Consider the following 26,336-nt stretch of genomic DNA (forward strand, 5'->3'; position numbering starts at 1 on the left):
TTCCCGTGAGTGCAGTGAAAAAGAGACTTTATGACGAAACGACTATCGACATCGTTTCTCATTTCGACTAAAGCTAGGAGGTGTAGCTACGAAACAACGCATGCGGTTTTGCCTGTCCGGACGTTTTCGCGGGCAGTCGGTCGGAGTTGGCCCAAGGTCGCTCGACAGACTGTGGTTTTCCCTAGGAGATGCACTTGTTCTGACAAGAGGCTACTACACGATGAAACGACAGAAACGTGATCGCAACCAGCGGGCATTTCTCCACGGTTACAAAGCGGGGGTCGGCGGTCGCTCACGCGACGAGTGCCCGAGCCAGGATGTGAATCTGCGCGAAAACTGGATGAGCGGTTGGCGTGAAGGTCGCGGAGACCAATGGGCCGGAATGACAGGCGTTTCGGGCATTCACAAGAACCCGGCGGTAATGACGTAGTTGACACTTACCTCAGTACACTCAAGGCTCGCTACTGGCGGGCCTTTTTATGACGTGCATTTCGCCAGATTTCCTACCTTTCTCGCCTGGGCCGCTTCGCACCCAACCCATTACGTTGCCCCTTTTCTGTCGCCTCACGCTGTCCGGTAAGTTCACCGTGCTACGTCCGCCAGCTTAATCGGGTGCCTGACCGTTATTGAGCTGAGTCGCACGTACACACTCTCCGATCAGCTCCGGCCCGCGATAGATGAAGCCGGTGTAGAGCTGTACCAGATTGGCGCCAGCCTGGCATTTTTCGCTGGCCCGAACGCCGCTATCAATACCGCCCGCGCCAATGATCGGCATCGTCGGCATCAGTTGCCGCAACTCCCTCACCACGGCGGTCGAACTCGCGAACAGGGGCGCGCCCGACAGCCCTCCCGCTTCATGCGCATGAGGCGTTCCCGCCACATGCTCCCGAGACACCGTGGTATTGGTCGCGATGACACCATCGATCTCATTGGCCTGGAGCGTGTTCGCGACCAGCGCAATCTCCTCGCGCGTCATGTCCGGCGCGATCTTGACCGCCAAGGGCACGCGACGGCCGTGTTCGGCGTCAAGCCTGACCACCTCGGCCTTCAGCGCACTCAAAAGGCCATCGAGATGATCGCCAAACTGAAGGTTGCGCAGCCCCGGCGTGTTGGGCGAGGAAATGTTCACCGTGATGTAGTGGGCGGCACTGTGCGCCTTGCGCAGACAGGCGACGTAATCGTCCACCGCGCGCTCGACCGGCGTGGTCAGGTTCTTGCCGATATTGATGCCGATGACACCGTTGTAGCGGCTTTTGCGCACGTTGGCGACCAGATGATCGACCCCCGCGTTGTTGAACCCCATCCGATTGATGATCGCCTGCGGCCCGGTCAGCCGGAACAGACGTGGCTTGGGGTTGCCCTGCTGCGGCTTGGGCGTCACCGTGCCGATCTCGACGAAACCGAAGCCGAGCGCCCCCAGGGCATCGAGATGATCGGCATTCTTGTCGAGCCCCGCCGCCAGCCCGACCCGATTGGGAAAGGTCAGCCCCATGAGATCCACGGATGCCGAAGCCACGTAAGTATCGCCGAGCATGCCGGAAAGATGGGCGCGGTGTGTGACGTCCAGCGCGGTCAATGTCAGGCGGTGGGCGGCTTCCGGTTCCAGCCGGAACAACAGGGATCGAACGAGGGCGTACATGGATAGGTCTCGTCGGTAACGAAAGGGGTCGCTTGCGGCGGGCGAGTATATCCCAACTTCGCCTCTCGGGACGAACCCGACCTTTGACGGCTTCGAGCGCCGGGGTAGTTCGCAGCATCGAGGCGGTTAGACGCGTCGAGAAAGAGAATGGGAAAAACGGTCATGCACACAAGCAGATACGAAAAGCCCGGCGCCAAGACGCCGGGCAATTCCGTGCCACACGATTACTGGGTATCGAGTTGCTGAACCCGCAGCGTGTAGTTGTTGGCAGCGTTCATGGCGGAACCGAATCGTTGCCCCTTGACCCAGACACGGTAACGACCGGGCTGCAGCACGGTTTCGATATCGAAATCGCCGACCGCCAGTGAACCTTCGTCGCTGGCGACCGTGTTGCCGTTGGCGTCGAGGACCTTCGCCTGCAGACGATACGTGCCTTCGTTGCCGGGGAAGGTGGAGCTGGTGACCGAGACCGTGCCCGCTTCGGCGACGTCGAAACTCAGCACCTCGCCTTCCTGCAGCACCTTGATATCGGCGACGATCTCGTCGAATGCGTCCGGCATCTGCGGCTCCGGCGGGCGACCTGCGCGCGGCGAATCGGACGTCGCGTCGTCGACGGCAGCCGCCGCCATTGCCACGCCGTTGCCGGGCGCACCGGCGTTATCATTGCGAGTGGCCGGCGGCCTTGAGGCTTCCCCGGTATTGCCGGTGCCAAAGTCGGGCCCGCTGGCTGCCCCGTTCTTGTTGCCGGCCACAGCGATTTCGTCGGCGGATTTGCGTCCCGGTGCGCTCAACGTCGCCACCTGGTCGCTCTCGTCGACGAAGGCCGTGGTCCGGCCACTGGCACCAGGGCCGCCGAACATGATGCCGCCGCCGTCATCCATACCACCTGCGTCGCTGGCCACTACCCTACCGCTGGCATCGAGTCGCGCGACATCGATATTGAAGCTGTTGCCACCGGTCTTGGTGGTGCCGAACTTCTGGCCCGAGACCTGCAGGGAGTAATCGCCCGGCTCTAACGTTTCCGTCATCTCGAGACCACCGGTATTACCCAGTCCGGAACCGCTGGCCAACACGTTGCCGTTGCTGTCCACCAGCTTGGCGGAAATCTTGTAGTCATCCGACTCGCCCGGGAGGATCGAGCTGGTGAACTGGTAACGGCCCGCTTCGTCGACGGTGAACGGGTGCTGATGGAGACCGCCGAAGAAGAAGCTGCGGCTATGTGCATCCGAACTGGACTTGAAGAACTTGGTCAGGTCGACCTTGCTGGCCGCTTCCTGGGCATCCTTCAGCGCCTCGCTCTGTGCCAGGACCTGAGTACTGGCACCGGCTAGGCTCAATGCCACGAACAAGGTGGAAAATACGCGATACTTCATGGGGCCTCTCTGCGTTCTGCGACCGAATCGGAGCCAAGCATAACAGAGACACCCCCCGACGCACCTTAAAGGCTGCCGGAGAGCATCTTTGCGCTAGATAATCATGACTCGAGCTAGATAAATCATGACTCGATGGAACGCGAATCTGCGCTCGAAGGTGCTACGGGCAGACAGGTCGCCTCCATCCGGCATGGGCGACATGGCTGCCGCCCGGCCTGCAGGCCACCTTAGCCCTCGCTTTCGCTCTCGGCAAGATCGACCAGTTCGCGGATCGCGACGGCGACCAGCGGAAAGCTGATCTGCGTTCCCGTTCCGATTTCCGCCAGCAGCGCATTCCAGCGTTCGAACAGCGGCGCGTGCTGCTCCTGCCAATGCGCCACTCTGGGCTCGATCTCGCGCGGGGCGTCCGTCATCCCCAGCACCTTGACCGTCAGCGCCAGCTGCTGGCGATCGAGATCGTCGCGGAACGTTTCCCGCGCCTGCGCCTGCCAGCTGTCGCGGACTTCCAGGCTATTGATCTGCTGCATCATCCGCGGCAGTTCCAGACGCTGACCGATGGCATAGTAGGTCTCGGCGACCCGCTGGATCTTTTCACCGCTGGTTCGCGCCGCCTGGATGATGCCCAGCCCGGCGTAGAGGCTCGAGGCCGCCGCAACGACCGATGCCAGCGCTTCCGGCACCTTCGCCTTGACCAGCTCATCGCGCCGCGCACTCCATGCCTCGCGCTCGTCGCCGCTGAGACGGTTGCCGATATCCTCCTTCAACTGCGCCAGCTGCGGCGCGTACTGCTCGACGCACTCCTTGACCCCGAGCGACCCGCGATGACGCAGGAACCAGCGCGTCGCACGACGCAACAGCCGCATCAGATCCAGCATCATCGCGTACTGCGTCTGGCTGTCGACATGATAATCCAGTGCCTCGATCTGCTCCCACAGCGGGTTGAGACCGAAGCTGTCACGGGCGATGACGTACGCCTGGGCGATCTCGACTCGCGAAGCACCGGTGGAATCGCGCAACTGGCGCACGAAAGTGATGCCCATGTGGTCGACCAGATCGTTGGCGATCTGGGTCGCCACGATCTCCCGCTTGAGACGGTGCTCATGAAGATCGTCCGGATACCGTTCGGCCAGCGTCGTCGGGAACGCCTTGGTCACATGCTGCTGCAGTTGCCCGTCCGCCGGCAGACCGGCCGCGATCAGATCGCTCTTGAGCGTGCTCTTGGCGTAGGAGATCAACACGCTCAGCTCCGGCAGCGTCAGGCCGCCGTCGGCATTGCTGCGTTCGATCAGCTGTTCGTCGGTGGGCAGGAACTCGAGCTCGCGGTCGAGGCTGCCGGCCGCTTCCAGCTCGTTGATGAATCGGCGGTACGGGCCGAGCCCCTCCTTCGACTGCAACTCGGAGAGCGACAGCGCCTGGGTCTGGCGGTAGTTGTCACGCACCACCAGCTCGCCGACCTCCTCGGTCATCTCGACCAGCAGCTGATTGCGCTGCTTCTCGGTCATGTCGCCACGCTGAACGATACCGTCCAGCAGGATCTTGATGTTGACCTCGTGATCCGAGCAGTTGACCCCGCCGGCATTGTCGATGAAATCGGTATTGACCCGGATGCCCTTCTCCGCGGCTTCCATTCGGCCCCGCTGGGTGAGCCCCAGGTTGCCGCCCTCGCCCACCACGCGGCAGTTGAGTTCGCGGCCATCGATGCGAAGGCCATCGTTGGCCTTGTCGCCGACATCCGCGTGGCTCTCGCTGGAGGCCTTGACGTAGGTGCCGATGCCGCCGTTCCAGATCAGATCGACCTGCGACTTGAGCATCGCGTTGATCAGGTCGTTGGGCGAGAGCTTGTCCGCCTTGATGCCGAAGACCTTCTTCATCGCTGCGGATATGGGTATCGACTTGGCATCCCGGGAGAACACGCCGCCGCCCTCCGAGATCAGCTTCTCGTCGTAGTCCGACCAGCTCGAACGCGGCAACGCGAACAGACGCTTCCGCTCGGCAAACGACTTCGCGGCATCGGGACTGGGGTCGACGAAGATATGGCGGTGGTTGAACGCGCCCACCAGCAGAATCCTGTCGGAGAGCAGCATACCGTTGCCGAAGACATCGCCGGCCATGTCGCCGATACCCAGCACGCTGAACGTGTCCTTCTGGGTATTCAGCCCCATCTCGCGGAAATGGCGCTTGACCGATTCCCAGGCACCACGGGCGGTGATCGCCATGCCCTTGTGGTCATAGCCCTGGGCACCGCCGGAGGCGAAGGCATCCCGCAGCCAGAAGTCGTATTCGATCGAGATCGCGTTGGCGTAGTCGGAGAAGGTGGCCGTGCCCTTGTCGGCGGCGACCACCAGGTACGGATCGTCCGGATCGTGGCGCACGACCGAGCGCGGCGGCACGACGGTGGTGCCGTCGAGATTGTCGGTGATGTCCAGCAAGCCGCGGATCAGGGTACGGTAGCACTCGATCCCTTCGGCCTGGATCGCATCGCGATCGGCGTTTTCCGGCATCCGCTTGCAGATGAAGCCGCCTTTGGCCCCGACCGGGACGATGACCGAGTTCTTGACCTGCTGCGCCTTCATCAAGCCCAGGATCTCGGTGCGGAAATCCTCGTTGCGGTCCGACCAGCGCAGGCCGCCACGGGCCACCTTGCCGCCGCGCAGGTGAACGCCTTCCATCCGCGGCGAATAGACGAAGACCTCGAACATCGGCCGCGGCTTGGGCATGCCCGGCACCTTGCTGGGCTCCAGCTTGAACGAGATGTACTCCTTGACGCTGCCATCCTCGCGCGGCTGGAAATAGTTGGTGCGAACGGTCGCCTGGATCAGATCGACATAGCGGCGCAGCAGCAGATCGTCGTTGAGACTCGCGACCTGATCGAGCATCGCATTGAGCTCGTCGATGCATTGCTGGCACTGTTCGTCACGCTTATCGCCCTCCGGCGAGAAACGCAGCGTGAACAGCCGCGAGAGCCCCCGGGTGATATCGGCATGGGCCGCCAGGGTATTGGCGATGTAAGCCTGCGAAAGCCCGATGCGCAGCTGCTTCATGTAGCGCGCATACGCCCGCAGGACTGCCACCTGACGCCAATCCAGATCGGCACCGATGATCAGGCGGTTGTAGCTGTCGTTCTCCGCATCGCCCACCCAGATCTTGGTGAAGGCATCAATGAAGTTGTCGCGCATCTTGCCGAGATCGACTTCGCCTTGGCCGTGATATTCGAAGGTGAAATCATGGATCCAGTAGGTCTGCTGCCCGCTCGCGATGCGGTAGGGCCGTTCGCTGATGACACGCAAGCCCAGATTTTCCAGTACCGGCAGCATGTCGGAGAGCGGAACCGGCGTATCCTGGTGGTAGAGCTTGAGATTGACGCTCTCCGCGGCGCTCTCGGCCAGATGATAGAGACTGACACCGATCGGGGCACCGTCATCGAGCGCTTCGAGATGGCGAATGTCGTTGGCGGCGGTACGCGCCGAGAAGTCGTCCCGGTAGCTGCTGGGGAAGGCATCGCGAAAAGCCTGTGCCCGACGATTGCCCGCTTCCTCTCCGAAACTTTCGATCAGCGCCGCATGCAGGTCCTCGCGCCAGTTGCGCGCCAGATTGATGACCTTTTTCTCCAGTGCGCGGCTGTCGAAGTTCACCGGCTTGTCGCCGTTGAAGCGCAGCGTGAACTGGATACGCGCCAGAATCGACTCGGACAGATACGGGTTGAAGTCGGCGAAGGTCGCGTCGAGCTCCTCGCACAGCAGCTTCTGGATGCGCAGGCGCAGATCCGTCGAGAAGATGTCCCGCGGCACGAACACCAGGCAGGAGTAGAACTGCCCGGCGCGGTCCTCGCGGATGAACAGGCGCACCCGGCGACGCTCGCGGATATTGAGAATGCCGAACGCGGTCCGGCTGAGTTCTTCGGTGGAGCTCTGGAAGAGATCGTCCCGCGGGTGTACTTCCAGCACCTGCAACAGCAGCTTGCCATTGTGCCCTTTCGGATTGACCCCGGCGGCGTCGATCACCGCCTGAACCTTGCGCCGCAGGATCGGCACGGTTCGCGGCGACTCGTTGTAGACCAGCGAGGTGAACAGGCCAAAGAAGCGCCATTCACCGATCGCCTTGCCCTTGCCGTCGTGGCGCGTGATGGCGATGTAATCGGGGTAGGTAGGGCGATGCACGCGCGCATGGTAGGCGCTCTTGGCAAAATGCAGCAGCGCCGACTCTTCGTCCTTCTCGAATCGCACGGGCTCCTGGTAGCGCGGCTGGTCCAGCTTCAGCACGCCGAGGGCACTGCCTTCCACCCGCTCGCTGTGGACGTTCTTGCCGCTGCCGACGAAGCGGCTTTCGGCGTAGCCGAGAAACGTGAAATGCTCGTCCAGCAGCCACTTGAGAAAGGCCACGGTCTCTTTGCGATCCGCCGCCGTGACGCTGCCCGCCTGCTGGCTCTCCAGCGCCTCGATGACGTCGCGAACCTTGTCGCACATCGGGTCGAAATCGGCCACGGCGGTGCGCACGTCGAGCAGCACGTCGCGCAACCCCTGCTCGAGGTCGGACAGCGTCTCGCCATCGGTATGACGATCCACCTCGATCAGAATGATCGACTCGCGCGCTTCCGGCGCCTGCTGGGCGCGCGTCCCGGTAATTCGCGTGGCATGGTGGCGAGCATCGCGCTCGACCGCCAGCACGGCGTTATGGATCGCGTGCAGAGTCAGCCCCCGGCGGTTGAGCTCCATGCGGACCGAATCGACCAGAAACGGCATGTCCTCGTGCAATACGGCGACCACCGTATGCGGAGACTGCCAGCCGTGGGTTTCGAAGTTGGGATTGAAAACACGCACCTTGGCTTCGTCGGGATCGAAGGTGCGCATGAAATGCCATGCCGCCAATGTCGCGCCATAGATATCGTCCAGCTGTCGATCCGCGGCCTCTTCGAACGGCGCGGTAGCGTAGAGATCTTCGGCGAACGCCGTTATCCGCTTGACCTTATCCTCGGGGAGACGCTTGGAAAGCTTTTCCTGCAGCTGTTCCAGGAATTCCGTTTTTCCCTCGATCGCGACGTGTTGCATCTATCACCTCGGCTGGCATCGACCGTCAACATGGCGGCCACATTCAATAGACTGGAAGCTTACGCCAGTGCCGCATGGCGCCCTACACAAGTGAAGCTTCGTCATGACGCATGTCGGTTATGCATCATCGGCGGCACTACTATGCGCACCCTGACAGTTGACAACGCTCGCCGTTCCAGCCAGATCACTGGCAAACGGTGGCTCGAATCACGCTGCCGGCAGGCGTTCCAGCAGAACCCCGCACTCACAGTGGTCCGTCCAGGGGAATTGGTCAAACAGCGCCATGCGAACCACGCGATGGGTCTGGCTCAGCTGTTCCAGGTTGACGGCCAAGGTATCGGGGTTGCACGAAATATAGACGATGCGGGGATAGCGCATCAGCGGCGTGCAACTCTCGGCATCCAGCCCGGCCCGCGGCGGGTCCACCAGCACGGTGGAGAACTCGCACTCGTCGAGCTGCATGGCGGCGACGCGACGGCCCTGCTTTTCCCCGGTCAGCGCCTGAGCGAACTCCTCGGCCGACATCCGCGCCACGTGCACGTTGTCGATGCCGTTGGCTTCGAGATTGGCCTGCGCGGAGGCGACCGATGTCCGGGAAATTTCGGTGGCCACCACGCGGCGGAAGTTCTCCGCCAGCGCCACCGTAAAGTTGCCGTTGCCGCAGTAGAGCTCGACCAGATCCCCCTGGCTGTCCGACGTCACGTCGCGCGCCCAGTGCAGCATCGAGCGGCAGATTTGGGCATTGGGCTGGGTGAAGCTGTTCTCGACCTGCTGATAGCAAAGTTCCCGGCCGTCCACTTCGAGCCGTTCCCAGACGTGGTCGCGATCCAGCACCAGCCGCTGCTTGCGGGAGCGCCCGATCAACGACACGCCGAGCTGCGCCTGAAGCTCGCGAGCGCGTGCCTCCCAGTCATCGTTCAGCGCCTTGTGGTAGATCATCGTGACCAGTGCCTCGCCGCTCAGAGTGGTGAGGAACTCGACCTGGAACAGCTTGCGCCGCATCAATGGCTCGTCGCGAATCGCGTCCAGCAACTGCGGCATCAGTTCGTTGATGCGCTCGCTGGCGACCGGGAAGCGATCGACCCGGACGACACGCTGCGCGACCCGGCCCCGATGACGCGGCGCCTCCGGATCGGGTTCGAACATCGCATAGTAGAGGTCGTCGCCCTCGTGCCAAACCCGGAACTCGGCGCGCATGCGGTAGTGCGACGGCAGCGACGCGAACACCTCCAGCGGCGGTGGCGAGAAGCGGGCGAACTGGCGCTCGATGCGCTCACGCTTGGCCTCGAGCTGAGCGTCGTAGCGGGAAGGGTCGATATCGAAAATCACCAAACCAGAAATCCTCAGGCAGAAATAGCGCAATGACTCATGAAACGTGAACGGCAACGGCTGGCGAGGCGATCTCGAGCATCGCGGGCGGCGCGTGACCGAAACGCATCAGCGCCGGTGCCAGTCCCGGCGCCGAGGCGGCCGTCGCCCAGCTGCTGGCATCCGGCGAAGGGGTGGCGCGCCCTCCCGCCTCGACAGCGGCGGCCGGCGTCGATCGATCAGCTCGCGCCGGAGCCTCCGAGAGCACGGACTCGAGACGCCTGGCGATGGCTGCCCCGGAATCGATCCAGCGAACGCCCGGCGACAACAAGGGCTCGAGATAATCGCGCAGCAGGGGAAAATGGGTACAGCCCAGCACGACGACGTCGATATTCTCCACCGCCCTGAGCGGTGCGATGGCCTCGCGAACCCTGGCTGGATCGACCGTCTGCCCCTTGAGCAGATGTTCGGCTTCGATGACCAGCGTGTCCGCCGCCACCCGTATGACACGACAGCCCCGCGCATGGTCGTCGATCAGTCGATCCAGATAAGGGCGGCGGACGGTGGCGCGGGTGGCGAGCAGACCGATCGTGCGGCTTCGCGTCGTCTCGGCTGCCGGCTTGATCGCCGGGACCGTACCGATGACCGGCATCGATAGCCGCGCTCTCAGCGCCTCCAGCGCCAAGGTGCTGGCGGTATTGCACGCGATCACCAGCGCGCGAGGGCGGGCTTGCCGGCAGGCGCTTTCGCACACGGCGACGATTCGAGCCACCAGCCAGGCGTCATCCTTGGTGCCGTAAGGCAATGCGGCATTGTCACAGACGTAGCCCAGCGAAAGCCACGGCATCCGCCGCCGAATGTCGGCGCTGACCGAGAGGCCACCGACGCCCGAGTCGAAAATCAGCGCATCAATCATATTGCCGATCGTCTCCGAAGTAGTCGAGCAAGGCATCGATCAGGGCCCGCAACCGGGCCGGCATGTAGTCGCGCTCGGCATACAGCAGATGGACATCGAGCGGCGGCATCTCGAACGCCTCGAGCACACGAACCAGTTGGCCGGTACGCTCTTCCGACGCCGCCAAGGAGGCCGGCTTCAATGTCAGCCCCATGCCCAGCACCGCGGCTTCTACCAGCGCCCGCCCGTTGTTGCAGGACAACGCCGGCTGCAATCGCCAGCGATAGATCTCGCCATCGACCCAGAACGGCCAGTAGAGCCCATGCCGCGACAAGGTGTAGTGCAGGCACCGGTGATTCTTGAGATCGCGGGGATGCTGCGGTGTCCCGTGACGGCGGAGATAGGCCGGCGACGCGTAGAGGTGCAACGGCATCCGCATCAGCGGACGGGCGATCAGACCGGAATCCTCCAGCTCGCCGATACGCACCACCAGATCGAAATCCTCGGCCAGCGGGTCGACGCGTCTGTCTTCCAGCACCAGATCCAGCGACACCGCAGGATGCGCCGCCTCGAAAGCCTGCAGCGCCGGCATCAGCGAGCGGGCGCCGAAGTCCACCGGCGCCGAAAGACGCAGGCGGCCACGCACCTCGCCGCGCTGCTCCCCGATTCCCGCCTCCAGCTCCTGCAACTCGTCGAGCAGGCGGGTCGCTGTCGTCAGGTAGCGCTCTCCTTCCGCGGTCAATTGCAGGCGGCGCGTGGTGCGTACCAGCAGGCGTACACCAAGGGCCTCCTCGAGCCGCGAGACCTGCTTGCTGACCATGGCATTGGAAACACCCAGGCGCCGGGCACCGCCAGCGAAGCTGCCAGACTCGATCACCGCACGGAAAACCTGCATCGCTTGCAGCCGATCCATCCTGCCCCCTGCCACCGTTTACAGGGGATCATTCTACGCAAGCGACGACGATCGCGCAGTGGCGATCGTCGTCGTGGGCAAAGGCAGATCGGGCAGGACGGAAAACCGGCGGGAATTGGACAGCCCCGAAGCTACACCGGTGAGGGTGCCTCGCGAAATTCGGTGTACAGCTCCGGGTAGGCTTCCTGCAACCGCGCCAGTTCGGCGCCGGCCTGTGCAGGCAGTTCGGCGGCGAGCCGTGCCAGGTCGTCTTCGTCGAAATGCTCCCGGATCAGCGGGAACAGCTCTTCGCGTTCGGCCCGCAGGTAGGCCCGGTGCGCTTCGAGATAGACCTTGAGATCGTCGGCGAACTTGTCCATCGGCATCACCCCATCCATGAGGATCATGTCGATGTCCTGGGAGAGCCGCATCAACTGCTGATGAAGGTGCTGATAATCGCTGGCCAGGCGCTCGGTCAGTTCGTTGATCCTGGATTCCCGGGCCACCAGTCGATCGCTGCAGATACGCTCCAGCGGGATCGTGAAGCCGTTCATGTAGTCGAGGATATAATCCACGACTTCCCGAATCAGACGAAAGTCGGGGCGATCACCGTCAGCCAGCGTCTTGTGCTTGAGTTGCAACACATGCAGCAGGCGCGCCATGTTGGCATGGTCCTGACGCAATTGGGTCAGCATGGGCATGGTGTGTCTCCTGTCCGTGAAGCGCGATGTCGGTTAACACCGCCTTGTCAGCCTAGTGTAGTGCTTGTTGCCATGGTTGCGCTGGAACGCATACTGTCCTGGACTTCGCCACCAAGTGCCAATGTCCAAGTGTCAGCGTGCCGCCTGTGCCTGCCAAGGATCGGTTGGGTCGGCAATCGACGACACGCTAGAATTTCATACCCTAGCGGTTTTTACGATAAACGCTCTACGCCTAACGTCTGAATCGCTGTAGCGAAATGTACCGTTTCGCTGCCGTCAGCCAGCCTGGAAGATGCCATGGACCTTTTTGCCGACGACACCTCTCGAGGTGCCTCCCGCACCGACAACGCCCCTCTCGCCTACCGCATGCGGCCGCGCCGGCTGGAGGACTACGTCGGGCAGCAGGCCCTGGTCGGGCCCGGCAAGCCGCTGCGGCGCATGGCGGAAACCGCCAGCGTGCGCTCGATGATCCTGTGGGGGCCGCCGGGCGTCGGCAAGACGACGCTGGCCGAAATCCTGGCGGAAGCCTCCGGCGCCCGGCTCGAGCAGTTGTCTGCCGTCATGGCCGGCGTCAAGGACATCCGTGCAGCGGTCGAGCGGGCGCGGGAAGGCCAGATGCGCGAACGCCAGACCCTGCTCTTTCTCGACGAGATCCACCGTCTCAACAAGAGCCAGCAGGACGCCCTGCTGCCCCATGTCGAATCCGGCCTGCTCACGCTGATCGGCGCCACTACCGAGAATCCGTCGTTCGAGGTCAATTCGGCACTACTCTCCCGCGCCCGGGTCTACGTGTTGAAGACACTCGACGAGAGCGAGCTGATCACGGTCCTGAAGCGCGCGCTCGGCAACGAGACGCTGGGCCTGGGTGCGCGCAACATCCGCGCCAGCGACGAAACGCTCTCGATCCTCGCCCGCGCAGCGTCCGGAGATGCCCGCCGCGCCCTGGGCCTGCTGGAAACCGCCTGCGATTTCGCCAAGGCCGACGAGCATGGCGAACATCTCGATCGGGATGCCGTGATCGAAGTGATCGGCCATCAGGGCGCGGCCTTCGACAAGCAGGGAGAGCACTACTACGACCTGCTCTCGGCCGTTCACAAGTCGGTGCGTTCTTCGCGCCCCGATTCGGCACTGCTGTACATCGCCCAGTTCATCAGCGGCGGCGGCGATCCGCTGGACATCGTCCGGCGCCTGGCCGCGATTGCTTCGGAAGATGTGGGCAACGCCGATCCCCGCGCGCTACCGCTGGTCATGGCGGCATGGGACGCCTATCTGCGACTGGGCGACTACGAAGGGCAGCGCGCCATCGCCCATGCCGCGATCCACCTGGCGATCGCCCCCAAGAGCAATCGGATCGACCAGGCCTGGAGCCAGGCCAAGGCGTTCGTCGCCGAGCATCCCGACCTGGAAGTGCCGGTCTACCTGCGCAATGCGCCTACCCAACTGATGTCGTCGCTCGGTTACGGCGACGGCTATCGATATGCCCACAACGAACCCAATGGTTACCCCGCCGGCACCGAACATGACTGCTGGCCGTCGAACCTGCCTCGCGTGCGTTTCTACGACCCCAGCGACTACGGCCAGGAAAAGCGCTTCCAGCAGATGCAGGTATGGCGTGCCGAACTGGATCGGCAGGCGGACAACGAGTCCTGATTGACAAATCAGACGCTTCCCCGAACGCATTCGCCCCCGCCGTGACGGACACGACGGGGGCGAGTCGACCGAAAAGCGATAGGGTCAGGGCGTCGCGGGCGCCTGCTCGCGGATCACGTCGGCATCTTCGGGCGCCTGGAACTGGAACTGGGCGGGATCGATATCGATATTGGTCTGCGCGTTGTCGAAGTCGATGGCCGTGCGCTGGCCGGTGCTGTCGGTCATCTGCAACGCATCGAGCTTCTCGCTGTAGAAGGTCAGCTTGAGCTGTTCGAACAGGGTATCGTTGGCCTGCGGGACCAGGGTAAAGGTCTCGCTGGCGCCCTGCTGCTGACGGGACACGTCATAATTGTCGGAGAGCTCCGAGGCGCTTCCGGAGAGCAGCAGCGCCGGCGTATGCGTGACGCGATCGTCCAGCGGCTGAATGGTGACCTGCTCGAGATCCGGGTCGTAGAGCGAGACTTCGTTGCCGTCGGAGACCACCAGTTGGCGGTACGGCTCGTTCACTTCCCAGCGGAAATGCCCGGGACGCGACAACCACATGTGCCCGCTGGTGTCCTGCAGGCTCGAACCCGAGGCATCCAGGATCTGCTGTTCGAAGTCCGCGGAGTAGGTCTTCAGCGGCTCCAGCAGATGGGTCAGGCGGTCGGCGGAAGCCTGGTCCGCCAGCGCGGTCTGCGTCATCAACACCGGCGCCAGCAACAGCGATCCGGCGAAAGCCAACCTCTTCATCTTGCGCATGGGCATTCCTTATCGTGAATCGTCGAACTCTCATCGACGATCGTGGATCAATGGCGTGGAATCATTGTGGTAATGACGTGAAAACATCGTGGTCATTGCTGAGACAGCAAAACGGCCACAGGGTTTACCTCTCCCCGTGGCCGTCAGCTCTCGATCAATGGCCGACCGGCGGTGGCGCGAGAACCTCCCGCGAGCCATTGGTGCCCATCGAGGAGACGACACCGGCCTGCTCCATCGCTTCCACCAGTCGGGCAGCGCGGTTGTAGCCGATCTTGAAGCGACGCTGGACGGCGGAGATGGAGGCGCGGCGCGTCTCGGTGACGAACTGCACGGCTTCGTCGTAGAGCGCATCCTGCTCGGCGTCTTCGCCATCGCCGCCGCCATCGGCCTCGAGCCCGGCCAGGGCATCGGCGGAGACACCGCCGGACAGGATCTCCTCGATGTACTCGGGCTCGCCACGACGTTTCCAGTCCTCGACGATGCGATGCACCTCGTCGTCATCGACGAAGGCGCCATGCACACGCTGCGGCATGCCGGCACCGGCCGGCAGGTAGAGCATGTCGCCGTGGCCCAGCAGATTCTCGGCCCCGCCCTGATCGAGGATGGTGCGCGAATCGATCTTGGACGACACCTGGAACGCCATGCGCGTCGGGATATTGGCCTTGATCAGCCCGGTCACCACGTCGACCGAAGGCCGCTGTGTAGCCAGGATCAGGTGGATACCGGCCGCACGCGCCTTCTGGGCCAGGCGGGCGATCAACTCTTCGACCTTCTTGCCGACGATCATGAACATGTCGGCGAATTCGTCGATCACCACCACGATGTACGGCAGCTTGTCGAGCACCGGCGGCTGCTCGTGCATTTCCCAGGGCTGCGGCTCCCACAGCGGGTCCTGCACCTGGGCGCCGTGACTTTCGGCTTCGTCGAGCTTGGCATTGAAGCCGGCGATGTTGCGCACGCCCATGGCCGCCATCAGCTTGTAGCGCCGCTCCATTTCGGCAACGCACCAGCGCAAGGCGTTGGCTGCCTCCTTCATGTCGGTGACGACGGGCGCCAGCAGATGCGGAATACCGTCATAGACGGAAAGTTCGAGCATCTTGGGATCGACCATGATCATGCGCACCTCGTCCGGCGTTGCCTTGAGCAACATCGACACGAGCATGGTATTGATCCCCACCGATTTACCGGAACCGGTGGTGCCGGCGACCAGCAGATGAGGCATCTTGTTGAGGTTGGCGACTACCGGCTTGCCGCCGATATCCTGCCCCAGCGCCAGCGTGACCGGCGACTCGGCGTTCTGGTAGACGTCGGAATCCAGCACCTGGCGAATGCGAATCATGGCCCGGTTGGGGTTGGGAATCTCGATCCCCACCGTCGGCTTGCCGGGAATGATCTCGACCACGCGCACGCTCTTCACCATCAGCGAGCGTGCCAGATCCTTGGCCAGGTTGCTGATCTTGGAAACCTTCACGCCGGCCGCCGGGCGGATCTCGAAGCGGGTGATGACCGGCCCCGGCCAGGTCTCGACCACTTCCGCCTTGACGCCGTATTCGCGCAGCCGCATCTCGAGCAGATCGGCCATGTCGGCCAGCTGCTCCGGCGTATAGTTGGGCTGCTCCGGATCGGCGGGCGTGGTCAGGCGGATCGATGGCAGATCGCCGCTCGGCTCCGGCAGATCGTCCATGACCGGGCGCTGGCTCTGCAGGTGCTCGACGGTCCACAGTGTCGGCTGGTCATCGGCGGCAGCCCTGGCTTGGGCCGCCGTCGCCAGCCGCCCCTCGCTCGGGGGCGTCGACGTCGGCGCTGGCGAAGGCTGCGGCGCCGCCGAGAGCCCGGCGGCCATGCTTTCGCCTCTCTCGCCTCTGCTCTCGCGCCTGTCGCCGCCGCTCACGGATACCTGATCGTCCTCGATATCGAAGCGCGGTTCCTGACGCTGCGGTGTTCGCTCGGCAACTGAACGGCTAGGTTCCTGCGCTGGCACTGATGATGGTGATGGCGTTGGCGATGAAGAGATCATCGGCTCCGAGGGTATCTCGCCGCTGTCCGCTTCGACTTCCCGCCAATTGATGCCCGAGTGTCGCGGCTGAACGTCTGCCGGCTCGGACGAGAACGCCTCGTCCGACGCCATTGCCGATCCTTCGATATCGGTTATCGATTTTTCGGTGTCGATGACCGGTGCTTCAGTATCCATTGCCGGTTCGTCGGCCTGGGAGGCCGTTACGGACCCCCAATTCGACATCGGCTCCTGGCGTTCCGCGCGAATTCCCCACTGCTGGGTCGGCGCGTCCTCGTCGCTTGCGGAGAGCGAAGGCTCGCTCTGCGCGGGTTCCTGCGGCTGACGGCTCTCGTCGTCAATTCGGGGCTCTTCACCGTACCGGAACGCTTCGCCGTGCCGGTACGCCTCACCGTGCTGGCGCTCGTCGGTGTCCTCCCGGAGAGTCGGAGACATGGGCGAAGGCTCGCCTGCTGGCGCTTGAAAGGCATCGGGAATGCGTCGCCGGGTGACATCGGCACGGAACGGCGCGCTTTCCGGCCGGGATTCCTCCCCGGCATCCGGCTTGTCCCGAGCCTCGGCGGCCGAGATCGCTGACGAGGCAGCGACGGCACTCGTCGAATCATCGGTTGCCGATATTCTGCCCGGCACTGGCTCGGCGAAAGATGGCTGCCGTGCCGAGACCTCGCCTCCAAGGCGAGGGGCCGGCGCCGTTCGCTGCGGTACGTCGGGCTCCTCGCCCGGTAGCCGCCCCAGCGTGGGCTCGCGGGCTTCGTCACGCTGCTGGCGAGCGGTATAGGAAGCTTCAGGCCGTTTGGCAGACGGCGTTCGCGCCGGAACATCCCACGGAATATCCGTACGACCGTCATGACGCCACATCGAGGTGTCGCGACGCTCGCCTCCGTCGGTGGCCGCCCCAACGGCGCTTTCCCAGGCAGGCTCCTGCCGGACTGGTCGATCGGCGTACGCGTCTTCGTCTTCCCACTGTTCCAGATCCGGCGCCCTGTTCCAGGGCAGCCAGTTCCAGGGCAGCCAGTTCCAGGGCAGCACCCTGGCCCACCACGCGCTCCGGCGCGGCGCGTCTTCTTCGTCCAGGGCATCGTCCGCCGCTGCCGCGTCATCGGCGGCCGCACTGCGTGCCTCGGCCTTGTCGAGGCGACGGGTTTCCCGAGCCTCGCGACGCTCGCCAGCGCGAGCTTTCGTCCAATGGAACAGCCGATTGAGCGAGCTACCAAGCTCATCCATCACCGTCAACCAGGACATGCCGGAAAACAGCGTGAAGCCGCACATGAATGCCGCGATGGCGATCAGCGTGGTGCCTCGCACACCGACCAGCGAGCCGAGAGAACCGGCGATACCACGGCCGAGAATGCCGCCCGCCTGGTTGGGAAGATCGCTGGCAGCGTTGTAGAAATGCAGGTCGCCCAGCGTGGTCGTGCTCATCAACAGCAGCACGAGCCCGCCGGTATGAACGGCGAGCGCCATGGGGTCCCAGGCGATCTGCACCTGGGTCTGGCGCATCAGTCGCCAGGCGCCCAGGCCAAACATGCCTGGCCACCACAGCGCACTGGCGCCGAACAGCGAATAGAGCACATCGGATAGCCAGGCACCGATCCTGCCCATCCAGTTGGAAACCGACTGATCCGGCCCGCTATGGGACCAGCCCGGGTCCGTCGGCGTGTAGCTGAACAGCGCCAACAGCAGGAACACGCAGATGGCAAGCAACAGAATCACGGCACCTTCGCGAGTCACGCCCTGTAGGCGCATGATCACGTGGCGGGCCTGCTCCTTGGCTTGCGCTTGCGTTAGTGGACGACGGCCTTTCTTGGCCGAACTCTTGGCCGAACTTTTGGCACTCAAATGATCAACCCCCTCGCGCCCGATCCGGCGTGGCGTAACACGATCGGCAGCCACGCCGCTGGCGGCATTCCATTCCGCTCGCGGCATTGACGATCAACGGCCGAACCGCTGATGGGCCCGACCTCTTCAACCCGCCATCATACCGGGGGCCGCGCCGACATCACAGGGGGCGCACGCAGGTCATGGAACTCATGATCTGCGTGGCGCCAGATCAACTCGGCAGAGGCTCGTCGGCCGTCAATCGCCGCCCTGTCTCGGCCGAACGCGAGACAGCCGCAGGCGTTTCTGTCTGGCTCTGCGGTGTGCTACGCAACCGGAACAGCGAAACGGTCTCTGCCAACTGCCGACTCTGCTCGTTCAATTGTCGGGTCGATACGCTGGACTGACGCACCAGCGCGGCATTGCTCTGGGTGGTCTCGTCGATCTGCGAAATCGCCACATTGATCTGTTCGATACCGTGGGATTGCTCTTCGGATGCCAGCCGGATCTCCGAGATCAGCGTGCTGATGCGCTCGACCTGGGACACGATCTCGGTGACCCGCTGCCCCGCCTCGGCGGCGCGCAGGTTGCCACTGTCGACCTCGCTGACGGTCTTGCCGATCAGCGCCTTGATCTCCTGCGCCGAGGTCGTGCAGCGTTCCGCCAGACTCCGGACTTCCTGAGCCACCACGGCGAAACCGCGGCCATGCTCGCCGGCCCGAGCGGCTTCGACGGAGGCGTTCAACGCCAGCAGGTTGGTCTGGAAGGCGATGCCGTCGATCACGCCCACCACTTCGGATATCTGCGTCGCCATGCCGACGATGCGCTGCATTGCCTCTGCCGTTGCTTCGACGGTGCTCTGCGCCTCACCCGCTGCCGCCACGGTTCGCTGTGCCTGTTCATCGCCTTCCTGCGCCCGTTGCGCATTCTGACGAACCGTCGCGTTGATCTCTTCGGTACTGGCGGCGGTCTGCTCGAGGCTCGCCGCCTGGGATTCGGTGCGCGACGCCAGCTCGGTATTGCCGGACGTCAGCTCTCGGGTATGGCTCTCGGTCTGCGCAACCGCAGTACGTACTTGCCCCACGATGCGCTCGAGCCCATTGCCGATACCGTTCATGGCAGCGACCAGTTGTCCGATTTCATCATGCCGTCGCGTCTCGATACGCTGTGACAGATCTCCCTCCGCCAGCGCCCGGGCCAGGCCGACAGCACGATTCATGGGCCGAGTCACCAGCCGCTTGACGATCCAGTAGAGCGCCAGACTCAGCGCCGCGGCCAGCGCAAGCGAAATCAGCAGGAAGCGATCCCGCGCCGCCATCACTCCTGCCTGCATTTCATCGACCGAGACCGAACCGGCCACGACCCATTGCCACTCGGGATAGCGCGAGTAGAGCACTAGCCGCCCTTCGCCACTACTGGCGGTATACTCGACCTCGCCGGATGACGCCTCGAACAGCGGTGCGAAAAGATCTCCCATCTCGCCATTCAACACGTTCTGCCCCTCGTAGGGCCCACCGGCGATGACCTCTCCCTGCTGGTCACCGGCTGCCGAGATCAGCATGGTGTAGCCAGCATCACCGATGCCCGTTTTACGAATGCGATCCTGAACCTGAGCCATCTCGGCACTGACATCCACGCCCACGAACATCGCACCGACGACCTTGCCATCTTTATCCTGAATGGGCTGATACTTGGTGATATAGGGAGTGCCGAAAAGCGTGGTAAGACCCGTGTAAGGTCGATTCTCCATCAGCCTGGCGTAGCTCTTCGAGCCCCGACTGAGCAACGTTCCCATCGCTCTCTCGCCGTTCTCGTTCTTGAGAGACGTGGAAATGCGCACGAAATCGTCCCCGTCGCGCGCGAAGATCGTCGCTGGCGTACCCGTCTGATTGGTGAAGCGATCGAGCTTCCAGGTGTTGTCGTTGAGAACTTCGAGACCATCCTTGAGCGTCGGCGTCTGACGCCCCGCGACCTCGATGAGCTGGTCAGGGCTCAATGCGAAGCGCCCCGAATACTGATCCGACAGAATCTTCAGAAACCGATCTGCCTGTTGCTGCAGGCTGTAATTGAAAAGCGACAACATGCCGCCGATGGAATCCTGCTGGGTTTTCAATTCATGCGTCGTGGCTTCGCGCAGTTGCGTCGTACTCGCCTGGGCCATGGCGAAGGCCAGCCCCATGAGCACGGCGGCTTGAAGAAAGGCAACGATAAGGGCCAGTTTGGTACCGATGCCGGCACGGCGAAGGCGCTGTCGAAATGCAGCCATGGTGGTTTCCGAGATTGAAGGAATCAAGGCCCTTATCGGCGGCGGCGAAGACAATCTTGATGACACTCGCGACGAAAGATGCAAAAGGCATCACACCTTTCGAGGTTTGCTATGCTGTTGGCCGCTCTCTTGTCCGGCCAAACGCATGCTGCCCTGGTTATCGCCACATATCGTCGCCTTCCCGCCAGTCTCCCAGGCGCTCGATGAACCCGACGGTCTGCTAGCCGCAGGAGGCGCGCTGAGCTCCGACTGGCTGTTGTGTGCCTATCGACAGGGCATCTTCCCCTGGTATGCCGAGGGCCAGCCAGTTCTGTGGTGGTCGCCAAATCCACGTATGGTGCTGTTCCCTGAGGAGATACGCGTCCGCCGAAGTCTGGACAAACGACTGCGCAACGGAGGCTTCGAAGTCAGCTTCGACCGTGCCTTCCCGCGTGTCATCGCCGCTTGCGCCGAAACCCGCGCCGATGCCGAAGGAACCTGGATCGACGACGCCATGCGGAAAGCCTACGTGGATCTTCACCGCCTGGGGCATGCACACAGCGTCGAAGTCTGGCAGGCGCAGACGCTGGTCGGCGGGTTGTACGGGCTTTCGATCGGGCGCGTCTTTTTCGGCGAATCGATGTTCAGCCAGGTTGCCGATGCTTCGAAGGTAGCGCTGGTGCATTTGGCGCGACACCTTCAGCGTCACGACTTCGCGTTGATTGACTGCCAGATGCATACGCCCCATCTGGCCAGCATGGGTGCCAGAGACATCGCCCGGGAGACATTCCTCGACTACCTTGAGAAGAACGTCAACGCACCCAACCCGGCCAGCCTCTGGCCGACGGAGTCAACGTGAGCAGCGACAATGCGAGCAACCCGCAGCGTCAGGCACGCGATCTTCGTTTTTTCCTGACGGTTCCCCACCCCTGCAGCTACCTGGAGGGGCGGGAGGCAACGACCCTATTTCTCGATCCTCAGGAGACGGTCGCCCCGGAGGTTTACGATGCGCTCACGCTACTGGGCTTTCGGCGCAGCGGCAGCAACCTTTATCGCCCCCACTGCGAGAGCTGCAGCGCGTGCACTTCGGTCAGAATCCCGGTCGACGACTTCACCCCATCGCGGACGCAGCGCAAGCTGATCAATCGCAACCAGGATCTGACACTCAGGCTGCGACCGGCCGAATTCGACGAGCAGCACTATGCTCTCTACGCCCGTTATATTCGCGCCCGGCATGCGGATGGCGACATGTTCCCGCCGAGCCGGGAGCAGTACCGGATGTTTCTGGCCCAGACCCATCCGTTCGCCAAGCTGCTGGAATGTCGACTGGGTGATCATCTTATGGCAGTCGCTGCCACGGACATGCTCAGCCATGGCCTGTCGGCGATCTACACCTTCTTCGATCCCGATCCGCTTTTCGAGCGGCGCTCGCTGGGCAGCTTTGCCATCCTCAGCCAGATCGAGCTGGCACGTAAGCGCCACCTCCCCCACGTCTACCTGGGTTACTGGATCCAGGCGTGCCAGAAAATGCGTTACAAGCAGGATTACCAGCCACTCGAGTATCTCAGCGGCGGCCGCTGGCAACGCGTGATCCCGGCAACAGCATTTTCCTAGAAGCGCAGGGAACCCGGCGCGGGCAACTTTGCATGTCGACGAACGACAGCGTCATTCCCCGAATGGCCTTTTAGCGCGATTTCAAGCGGGATTTTTGCCTTCCCTGACGAGATGGCCCATAATATCGCGCACTTCAGAGGCCCAAGCGCGGCTGATAGATGACGACGTGGATGGCAACACTGCCATTCGCGTTATCTCACGTCGATTGACGACCGTGCGGCGCCATGCCAGGCCCTCATACCAAGCCCATGCTCACAACGTTCAAGAGGGATCGCCTATATGGCACGAGAAGATCATATCGAAATGGAAGGCGTGGTCGTCGACACGCTTCCCAACACCATGTTCCGCGTTGAACTGGAAAACGGCCACGTCGTGACCGCCCACATTTCCGGCAAGATGCGCAAGAACTACATCCGCATCCTGACCGGTGACAAGGTCAAGGTAGAGCTGACTCCCTACGACCTCTCCAAAGGCCGCATCGTCTACCGTTCGCGCTAATTCGCGAGCCCATCTCGCGCTTCCCGCCCTGCTTTGGCGGCCTTGCCCGTCATCCTGAAAAAACATCTGACATCGTAGTCTTGCGTCAGACGGGTGAGATGAGATGACACGAATCGAAAAACGCCTCGCCATGTTGCCATGGCGAGGCGTTATCGTTTCCGCGGGATCGAGACGTTGCGCCGTCAGGCGACTTCGGCCTCGGTCTCCAGCTGCAGCTCGTCGTTTTCGACCCGCACGTGCACGATGCCGCCGTTGTCGGCCAGATCGCCGAACAGGATCATCTCTGCCAATGGCTTCTTGAGCTTTTCCTGAATGACGCGCGCCATCGGCCGCGCCCCCATCTCCGGATCGTAACCCTTCTGGGCAAGCCAGACACGAGCGTCTTCGTCGACGTCGAGTTGCACGCGCTTCTCGTCCAGTTGGGCCTGCAGTTCGACCAGGAACTTGTCGACCACGTTGCGGACGATGGAAGGCTCGAGGCCGTGGAACTGAATGATCCCATCGAGACGGTTACGGAACTCCGGCGTAAACGTTCGGCGAATCACTTCCATGCCATCGGTAGAGTGATCCTGCGTCTGGAACCCGATCGAACGACGCGAGATCTGCTCGGCTCCGGCGTTGGACGTCATGATGATGATCACATGGCGGAAGTCCGCCTCGCGGCCGTTGTTGTCGGTCAGGCGACCGTGGTCCATGACCTGCAGCAGCAGATTGAAGACCTCGGGGTGCGCCTTCTCGATCTCGTCGAGCAACAGCACGCAATGCGGCTGCTTGTTGATCGCCTCGGTCAACAGACCGCCCTGATCGTAGCCCACGTATCCCGGCGGGGCGCCGATCAGGCGCGATACCGTGTGACGCTCCATGTACTCCGACATGTCGAAGCGAACCAGCTCGATGCCCATCAGATGGGACAGCTGCCGTGCCACTTCGGTCTTGCCGACGCCGGTCGGCCCGGCGAACAGGAAACTGCCCACCGGTTTGTCCGGCGACTTGAGTCCGGCACGGGACAGCTTGATCGCGGCGGACAGGCTGGTGATCGCCTCATCCTGGCCGAAGACCAGCATCTTCAGATCGCGCTCCAGGTTGGAGAGCAGCTTGCGATCCGAACTGGACACGCTCTTGGGCGGAATCCGCGCGATGGAAGCCACCACGGCCTCGACCTGATCGACATCGATCGTGGCAATCCGCGCCTCCGGCGGCAGCAGACGCTGATGCGCGCCGGCTTCGTCGATGACGTCGATCGCCTTGTCGGGGAGATGACGATCGTTGATATACCGGTCAGCCAGCCGCGCGGCACTTTCCAGCGCACCGTCGGTGTATTTCAACTGATGATGTTCTTCGAAGCGACCGCGCAGCCCCTTGAGGATGCGGATGGTGTCCTCGACGGTCGGTTCCGGCACGTCTACCTTCTGGAAACGACGCGCCAGTGCCCGATCCTTCTCGAAGATGCCGCGGAATTCCTGGAACGTGGTCGAACCGATGCAGCGCAGCTCACCGGAAGAGAGCAGCGGCTTGAGCAGGTTGGACGCATCCATGACCCCGCCGGAAGCGGCGCCCGCGCCGATCACCGTATGGATCTCGTCGATGAACAGGATCGAGTTGTCCTGCTTGCGAAGCTCGGCCAACAGCCCTTTCAGGCGCTTCTCGAAGTCGCCCCGATACTTGGTGCCGGCCAGCAATGCGCCCATGTCGAGCGAATAGACCACCGCATCCGCAATGACATCCGGCACGTCCTCCTCGACGATACGCTTGGCCAGCCCCTCGGCGATGGCGGTCTTGCCGACACCCGCTTCACCCACCAGCAGCGGGTTGTTCTTGCGTCGGCGTGCCAGGATCTGCACCACACGCTCGAGTTCGTGGTCACGTCCAATCAACGGATCGATCTTGCCCAGACGGGCCTGATCGTTGAGGTTGGTGGCGTAGTTGCTCAGCGGGCTCTGGCCGTTTTCGGTGGCCGCCTCTTCGCCCTCCTCGGACTCCTGGGAAGGCTGCTGGGCCTGGCCATGACCGGCCACCTTGGAAATGCCGTGGGCGATGTAGTTCACCGCATCGACCCGGGCCACGCTCTGCTGCTTGAGGAAATAGACGGCCTGACTCTCCTGCTCGGAGAAGATCGCCACCAGCACGTTGGCGCCGGTCACCTCGCTCTTGCCGGAAGACTGGACGTGGAAAACGGCACGCTGAAGCACGCGCTGAAAGCCCAGCGTCGGCTGCGTTTCCCGATCGTCCTGCTCTTCGGGAATCAGCGGCGTCGTGGAATTGATGAAATCCTGCAGATCGGCACGAAGCTTTTCCAGATTCGCCCCACAGGCATTCAGCACATCGGCTGCCGAGGCATTATCGAGAAGCGCCAGCAGCAGGTGCTCCACGGTCATAAACTCGTGTCGCTTGGAGCGCGCCACGGTGAAGGCCGTGTTCAGGGTGAGTTCAAGTTCTTTACTCAACATGGCAGTCCCCTTTTAGCCACTGAGGGCGTCGGTCGGCACTTTCACAATCGGGCACAAACAGCGGTTTCGCAAGTCTTCGAAGACAAAAGCGTCGACGATGTGTGTCCGCGTCCTACTCTGCGGCATCCACGTCACACATGAGAGGATGCTCGCACTCTCTTGCATATTCATTGACCTGATGGCATTTGGTCTCCGCGATATCGCGGGTAAAGATGCCGCAGGTCGCCTTTCCCTGGGTATGGACGGCCAGCATGATCTGAACCGCCTTCTCGCTATCCATGGCGAAGAACCGCTGCAGCACCTCGACGACGAACTCCATCGGCGTGTAGTCATCGTTGTACAGCACGACCTTGTACATCGGCGGCGGCGCCAGTTGCGGGTCGGACACCTGCTCGGCGACATCGCCCTGCTCTTCGTGATCAGGGTCGGGAGGGCGTGTCATACCCATGCGCGCCGGCTCCCTGGAAAGGTACAACGACACTCTATCTACGATCTCTGACATACGGTTGTTGGCACGATCTGGATGAGTCCCTGGATGCATCGGCTCGGGTACATCAAGTGGGTCGGGTACATCAAGTTGGGACTGGGTCAGGTATTGGATACCATCGAAGGCCCGAGGTTCCCTGAAGATGCGGCCGATAGAGCCCGTATGCAAGCCTTCACTGAAAATAGTCGCGACAGGCCGCTACCGCCATGGCATCGTGGCCGCGATATCACCGTCGCGGCTATTCAAGAGGAGCGTTGGCGACCCGGCATGAGTCGAATCTATCTATTGCACAAGCCCTATCATGTGCTCTGTCAGTTTACCGATGATCAAGGGCGATCCACCCTGGCCGACTATCTGCAGGTTCCCGACGTCTATCCAGCCGGACGCCTCGATTACGACTCCGAAGGCCTGCTGCTGCTGACCGACGATGGCGCCCTGATCCACCATATCAGCGACCCCCGTCACAAATTACCGAAGCAGTACTGGGTGCAGGTCGAGGGAACGCCTGACGACGCTGCGCTCGAGGCGTTACGACAGGGCGTCACGCTGAAAGACGGCCCGACCCGGCCCGCCAGGGTTCGACGATTGACCCGGCCAGAGCCCGCTCCACGGGTCCCGTCGGTTCGCTATCGGGAGTCCATCCCCACGACCTGGCTGGAAATCGAGCTGCGCGAAGGGCGCAATCGACAGGTACGTCGCATGACGGCGCATGTCGGCCACCCGACGCTACGCCTGATTCGCGCCGCCATCGGTCCATGGCGACTGGGCGATCTGCAGCCCGGAGACTGGCGCGACGAGACCGTGAACGCCCCCCGCAAGCGCTCACCGCGACAGGACCGGAACCCGCGATCGAAGCCACGGCGCACTCGATGACCGCCATACCGTTCCCGTTCCGGCCCTCGCGGCGCAGCCCTTCTTCCGACCGCGGGCTTTCGAATTGCCCCAGACCGGGTATGATCGGCTGAACCC

General features: G+C 62.9%; 18 protein-coding genes. 6 read left to right on the plus strand and 12 right to left on the minus strand.

What is annotated here, in order from left to right; translation table 11 throughout:
• Positions 1-220: 220 nt before the first annotated feature.
• Positions 221-430, plus strand: coding sequence for a ribosome modulation factor (gene rmf, locus R5R73_RS12890; RefSeq protein ID WP_083387499.1), 210 nt, complete (start codon positions 221-223; stop codon positions 428-430).
• Positions 431-604: 174 nt separating this feature from the next.
• Here the strand turns inward: rmf and R5R73_RS12895 are convergent, their stop codons facing one another.
• The 7 genes from R5R73_RS12895 to R5R73_RS12925 all read right to left on the minus strand — a co-directional run bounded on the left by R5R73_RS12895 (position 605) and on the right by R5R73_RS12925 (position 11,847).
• Positions 605-1,639, minus strand: coding sequence for a quinone-dependent dihydroorotate dehydrogenase (locus tag R5R73_RS12895; RefSeq protein WP_322527729.1), 1,035 nt, complete (start codon positions 1,637-1,639; stop codon positions 605-607).
• Positions 1,640-1,863: 224 nt separating this feature from the next.
• Positions 1,864-3,012, minus strand: coding sequence for a hypothetical protein (locus R5R73_RS12900; protein WP_322527730.1), 1,149 nt, complete (start codon positions 3,010-3,012; stop codon positions 1,864-1,866).
• 227 nt (positions 3,013-3,239) lie between these two features.
• Positions 3,240-8,057 (minus strand): NAD-glutamate dehydrogenase, encoded by a 4,818-nt coding sequence (locus tag R5R73_RS12905; protein WP_071233179.1) that lies wholly within the window; start codon positions 8,055-8,057, stop codon positions 3,240-3,242.
• Between the two features lie 207 nt (positions 8,058-8,264).
• Positions 8,265-9,389: a tRNA (uridine(54)-C5)-methyltransferase TrmA gene (gene trmA, locus R5R73_RS12910; RefSeq protein ID WP_322527731.1), complete on the minus strand. Its 1,125-nt coding sequence runs from the start codon at positions 9,387-9,389 to the stop codon at positions 8,265-8,267.
• A 34-nt stretch (positions 9,390-9,423) separates the two neighbouring features.
• Positions 9,424-10,281 (minus strand): glutamate racemase, encoded by an 858-nt coding sequence (murI, locus tag R5R73_RS12915; protein ID WP_322527732.1) that lies wholly within the window; start codon positions 10,279-10,281, stop codon positions 9,424-9,426.
• Entirely contained in the window at positions 10,274-11,173 is a 900-nt protein-coding gene (locus R5R73_RS12920) for a LysR family transcriptional regulator (RefSeq protein WP_322527733.1), read from the minus strand. Before R5R73_RS12920 ends, murI begins: the two co-directional genes overlap by 8 nt.
• A gap of 131 nt (positions 11,174-11,304) precedes the next feature.
• Positions 11,305-11,847, minus strand: a complete 543-nt coding sequence (locus tag R5R73_RS12925) for a hemerythrin domain-containing protein (RefSeq protein WP_322529597.1) — start codon at positions 11,845-11,847, stop codon at positions 11,305-11,307.
• A 303-nt stretch (positions 11,848-12,150) separates the two neighbouring features.
• Here R5R73_RS12925 and R5R73_RS12930 point away from each other — a divergent pair, with 303 nt between their 5' ends.
• Entirely contained in the window at positions 12,151-13,503 is a 1,353-nt protein-coding gene (locus tag R5R73_RS12930) for a replication-associated recombination protein A (RefSeq protein ID WP_322527734.1), read from the plus strand.
• An 84-nt stretch (positions 13,504-13,587) separates the two neighbouring features.
• Here R5R73_RS12930 and lolA read toward each other — a convergent pair whose 3' ends face one another.
• From lolA to R5R73_RS12945, 3 genes are all read right to left on the minus strand, one after another.
• A complete protein-coding gene (gene lolA / locus R5R73_RS12935) occupies positions 13,588-14,244 on the minus strand; it encodes an outer membrane lipoprotein chaperone LolA (protein WP_071233184.1) in 657 nt (218 codons plus the stop codon).
• A gap of 154 nt (positions 14,245-14,398) precedes the next feature.
• Entirely contained in the window at positions 14,399-18,097 is a 3,699-nt protein-coding gene (locus R5R73_RS12940; protein ID WP_416221192.1) for a DNA translocase FtsK 4TM domain-containing protein, read from the minus strand.
• A gap of 211 nt (positions 18,098-18,308) precedes the next feature.
• The gene (locus tag R5R73_RS12945) at positions 18,309-20,342 is read right to left on the minus strand and encodes a methyl-accepting chemotaxis protein (RefSeq protein WP_322527735.1); all 2,034 of its coding nucleotides are present in this window, start codon (positions 20,340-20,342) and stop codon (positions 18,309-18,311) included.
• A gap of 145 nt (positions 20,343-20,487) precedes the next feature.
• Between R5R73_RS12945 and aat the strand changes: the two genes are divergently transcribed.
• From aat to infA, 3 genes are all read left to right on the plus strand, one after another.
• Complete coding sequence (aat, locus tag R5R73_RS12950; protein WP_071233265.1) at positions 20,488-21,180, plus strand: leucyl/phenylalanyl-tRNA--protein transferase; 693 nt, start codon at positions 20,488-20,490, stop codon at positions 21,178-21,180.
• The gene (locus R5R73_RS12955; RefSeq protein ID WP_071233186.1) at positions 21,177-21,935 is read left to right on the plus strand and encodes an arginyltransferase; all 759 of its coding nucleotides are present in this window, start codon (positions 21,177-21,179) and stop codon (positions 21,933-21,935) included. Before aat ends, R5R73_RS12955 begins: the two co-directional genes overlap by 4 nt.
• 279 nt (positions 21,936-22,214) lie before the next feature.
• The gene (gene infA, locus R5R73_RS12960; RefSeq protein ID WP_013332816.1) at positions 22,215-22,433 is read left to right on the plus strand and encodes a translation initiation factor IF-1; all 219 of its coding nucleotides are present in this window, start codon (positions 22,215-22,217) and stop codon (positions 22,431-22,433) included.
• A gap of 182 nt (positions 22,434-22,615) precedes the next feature.
• Here infA and clpA read toward each other — a convergent pair whose 3' ends face one another.
• Both clpA and clpS read right to left on the minus strand, forming a co-directional pair.
• Positions 22,616-24,880 (minus strand): ATP-dependent Clp protease ATP-binding subunit ClpA, encoded by a 2,265-nt coding sequence (clpA, locus tag R5R73_RS12965; protein ID WP_071233187.1) that lies wholly within the window; start codon positions 24,878-24,880, stop codon positions 22,616-22,618.
• 112 nt (positions 24,881-24,992) lie between these two features.
• Positions 24,993-25,322 carry an ATP-dependent Clp protease adapter ClpS gene (clpS, locus tag R5R73_RS12970; RefSeq protein WP_071233266.1) on the minus strand — a complete coding sequence of 110 codons (330 nt, stop codon included), beginning with the start codon at positions 25,320-25,322 and terminating at the stop codon, positions 24,993-24,995.
• Between the two features lie 312 nt (positions 25,323-25,634).
• On the opposite strand from clpS, the gene R5R73_RS12975 reads away from it, so the two are divergent.
• Positions 25,635-26,240 carry a pseudouridine synthase gene (locus tag R5R73_RS12975; RefSeq protein WP_322529599.1) on the plus strand — a complete coding sequence of 202 codons (606 nt, stop codon included), beginning with the start codon at positions 25,635-25,637 and terminating at the stop codon, positions 26,238-26,240.
• Positions 26,241-26,336: the final 96 nt, after the last annotated feature.

The sequence above is a fragment of the Salinicola sp. LHM genome, from assembly GCF_034479735.1.
Taxonomy (GTDB): domain Bacteria; phylum Pseudomonadota; class Gammaproteobacteria; order Pseudomonadales; family Halomonadaceae; genus Salinicola; species Salinicola salarius.

Coding starts and splice junctions, on each gene's coding strand:
- rmf (WP_083387499.1), top strand. CDS start 221: ATGAAACGACAGAAACGTGATCGCAACCAGCGGGCATTTCTCCACGGT.
- R5R73_RS12895 (WP_322527729.1), bottom strand. CDS start 1,639: ATGTACGCCCTCGTTCGATCCCTGTTGTTCCGGCTGGAACCGGAAGCC.
- R5R73_RS12900 (WP_322527730.1), bottom strand. CDS start 3,012: ATGAAGTATCGCGTATTTTCCACCTTGTTCGTGGCATTGAGCCTAGCC.
- R5R73_RS12905 (WP_071233179.1), bottom strand. CDS start 8,057: ATGCAACACGTCGCGATCGAGGGAAAAACGGAATTCCTGGAACAGCTG.
- murI (WP_322527732.1), bottom strand. CDS start 10,281: ATGATTGATGCGCTGATTTTCGACTCGGGCGTCGGTGGCCTCTCGGTC.
- R5R73_RS12920 (WP_322527733.1), bottom strand. CDS start 11,173: ATGGATCGGCTGCAAGCGATGCAGGTTTTCCGTGCGGTGATCGAGTCT.
- R5R73_RS12925 (WP_322529597.1), bottom strand. CDS start 11,847: ATGCTGACCCAATTGCGTCAGGACCATGCCAACATGGCGCGCCTGCTG.
- R5R73_RS12930 (WP_322527734.1), top strand. CDS start 12,151: ATGGACCTTTTTGCCGACGACACCTCTCGAGGTGCCTCCCGCACCGAC.
- lolA (WP_071233184.1), bottom strand. CDS start 14,244: ATGCGCAAGATGAAGAGGTTGGCTTTCGCCGGATCGCTGTTGCTGGCG.
- R5R73_RS12945 (WP_322527735.1), bottom strand. CDS start 20,342: ATGGCTGCATTTCGACAGCGCCTTCGCCGTGCCGGCATCGGTACCAAA.
- aat (WP_071233265.1), top strand. CDS start 20,488: ATGCTGCCCTGGTTATCGCCACATATCGTCGCCTTCCCGCCAGTCTCC.
- infA (WP_013332816.1), top strand. CDS start 22,215: ATGGCACGAGAAGATCATATCGAAATGGAAGGCGTGGTCGTCGACACG.
- clpA (WP_071233187.1), bottom strand. CDS start 24,880: ATGTTGAGTAAAGAACTTGAACTCACCCTGAACACGGCCTTCACCGTG.
- clpS (WP_071233266.1), bottom strand. CDS start 25,322: ATGACACGCCCTCCCGACCCTGATCACGAAGAGCAGGGCGATGTCGCC.
- R5R73_RS12975 (WP_322529599.1), top strand. CDS start 25,635: ATGAGTCGAATCTATCTATTGCACAAGCCCTATCATGTGCTCTGTCAG.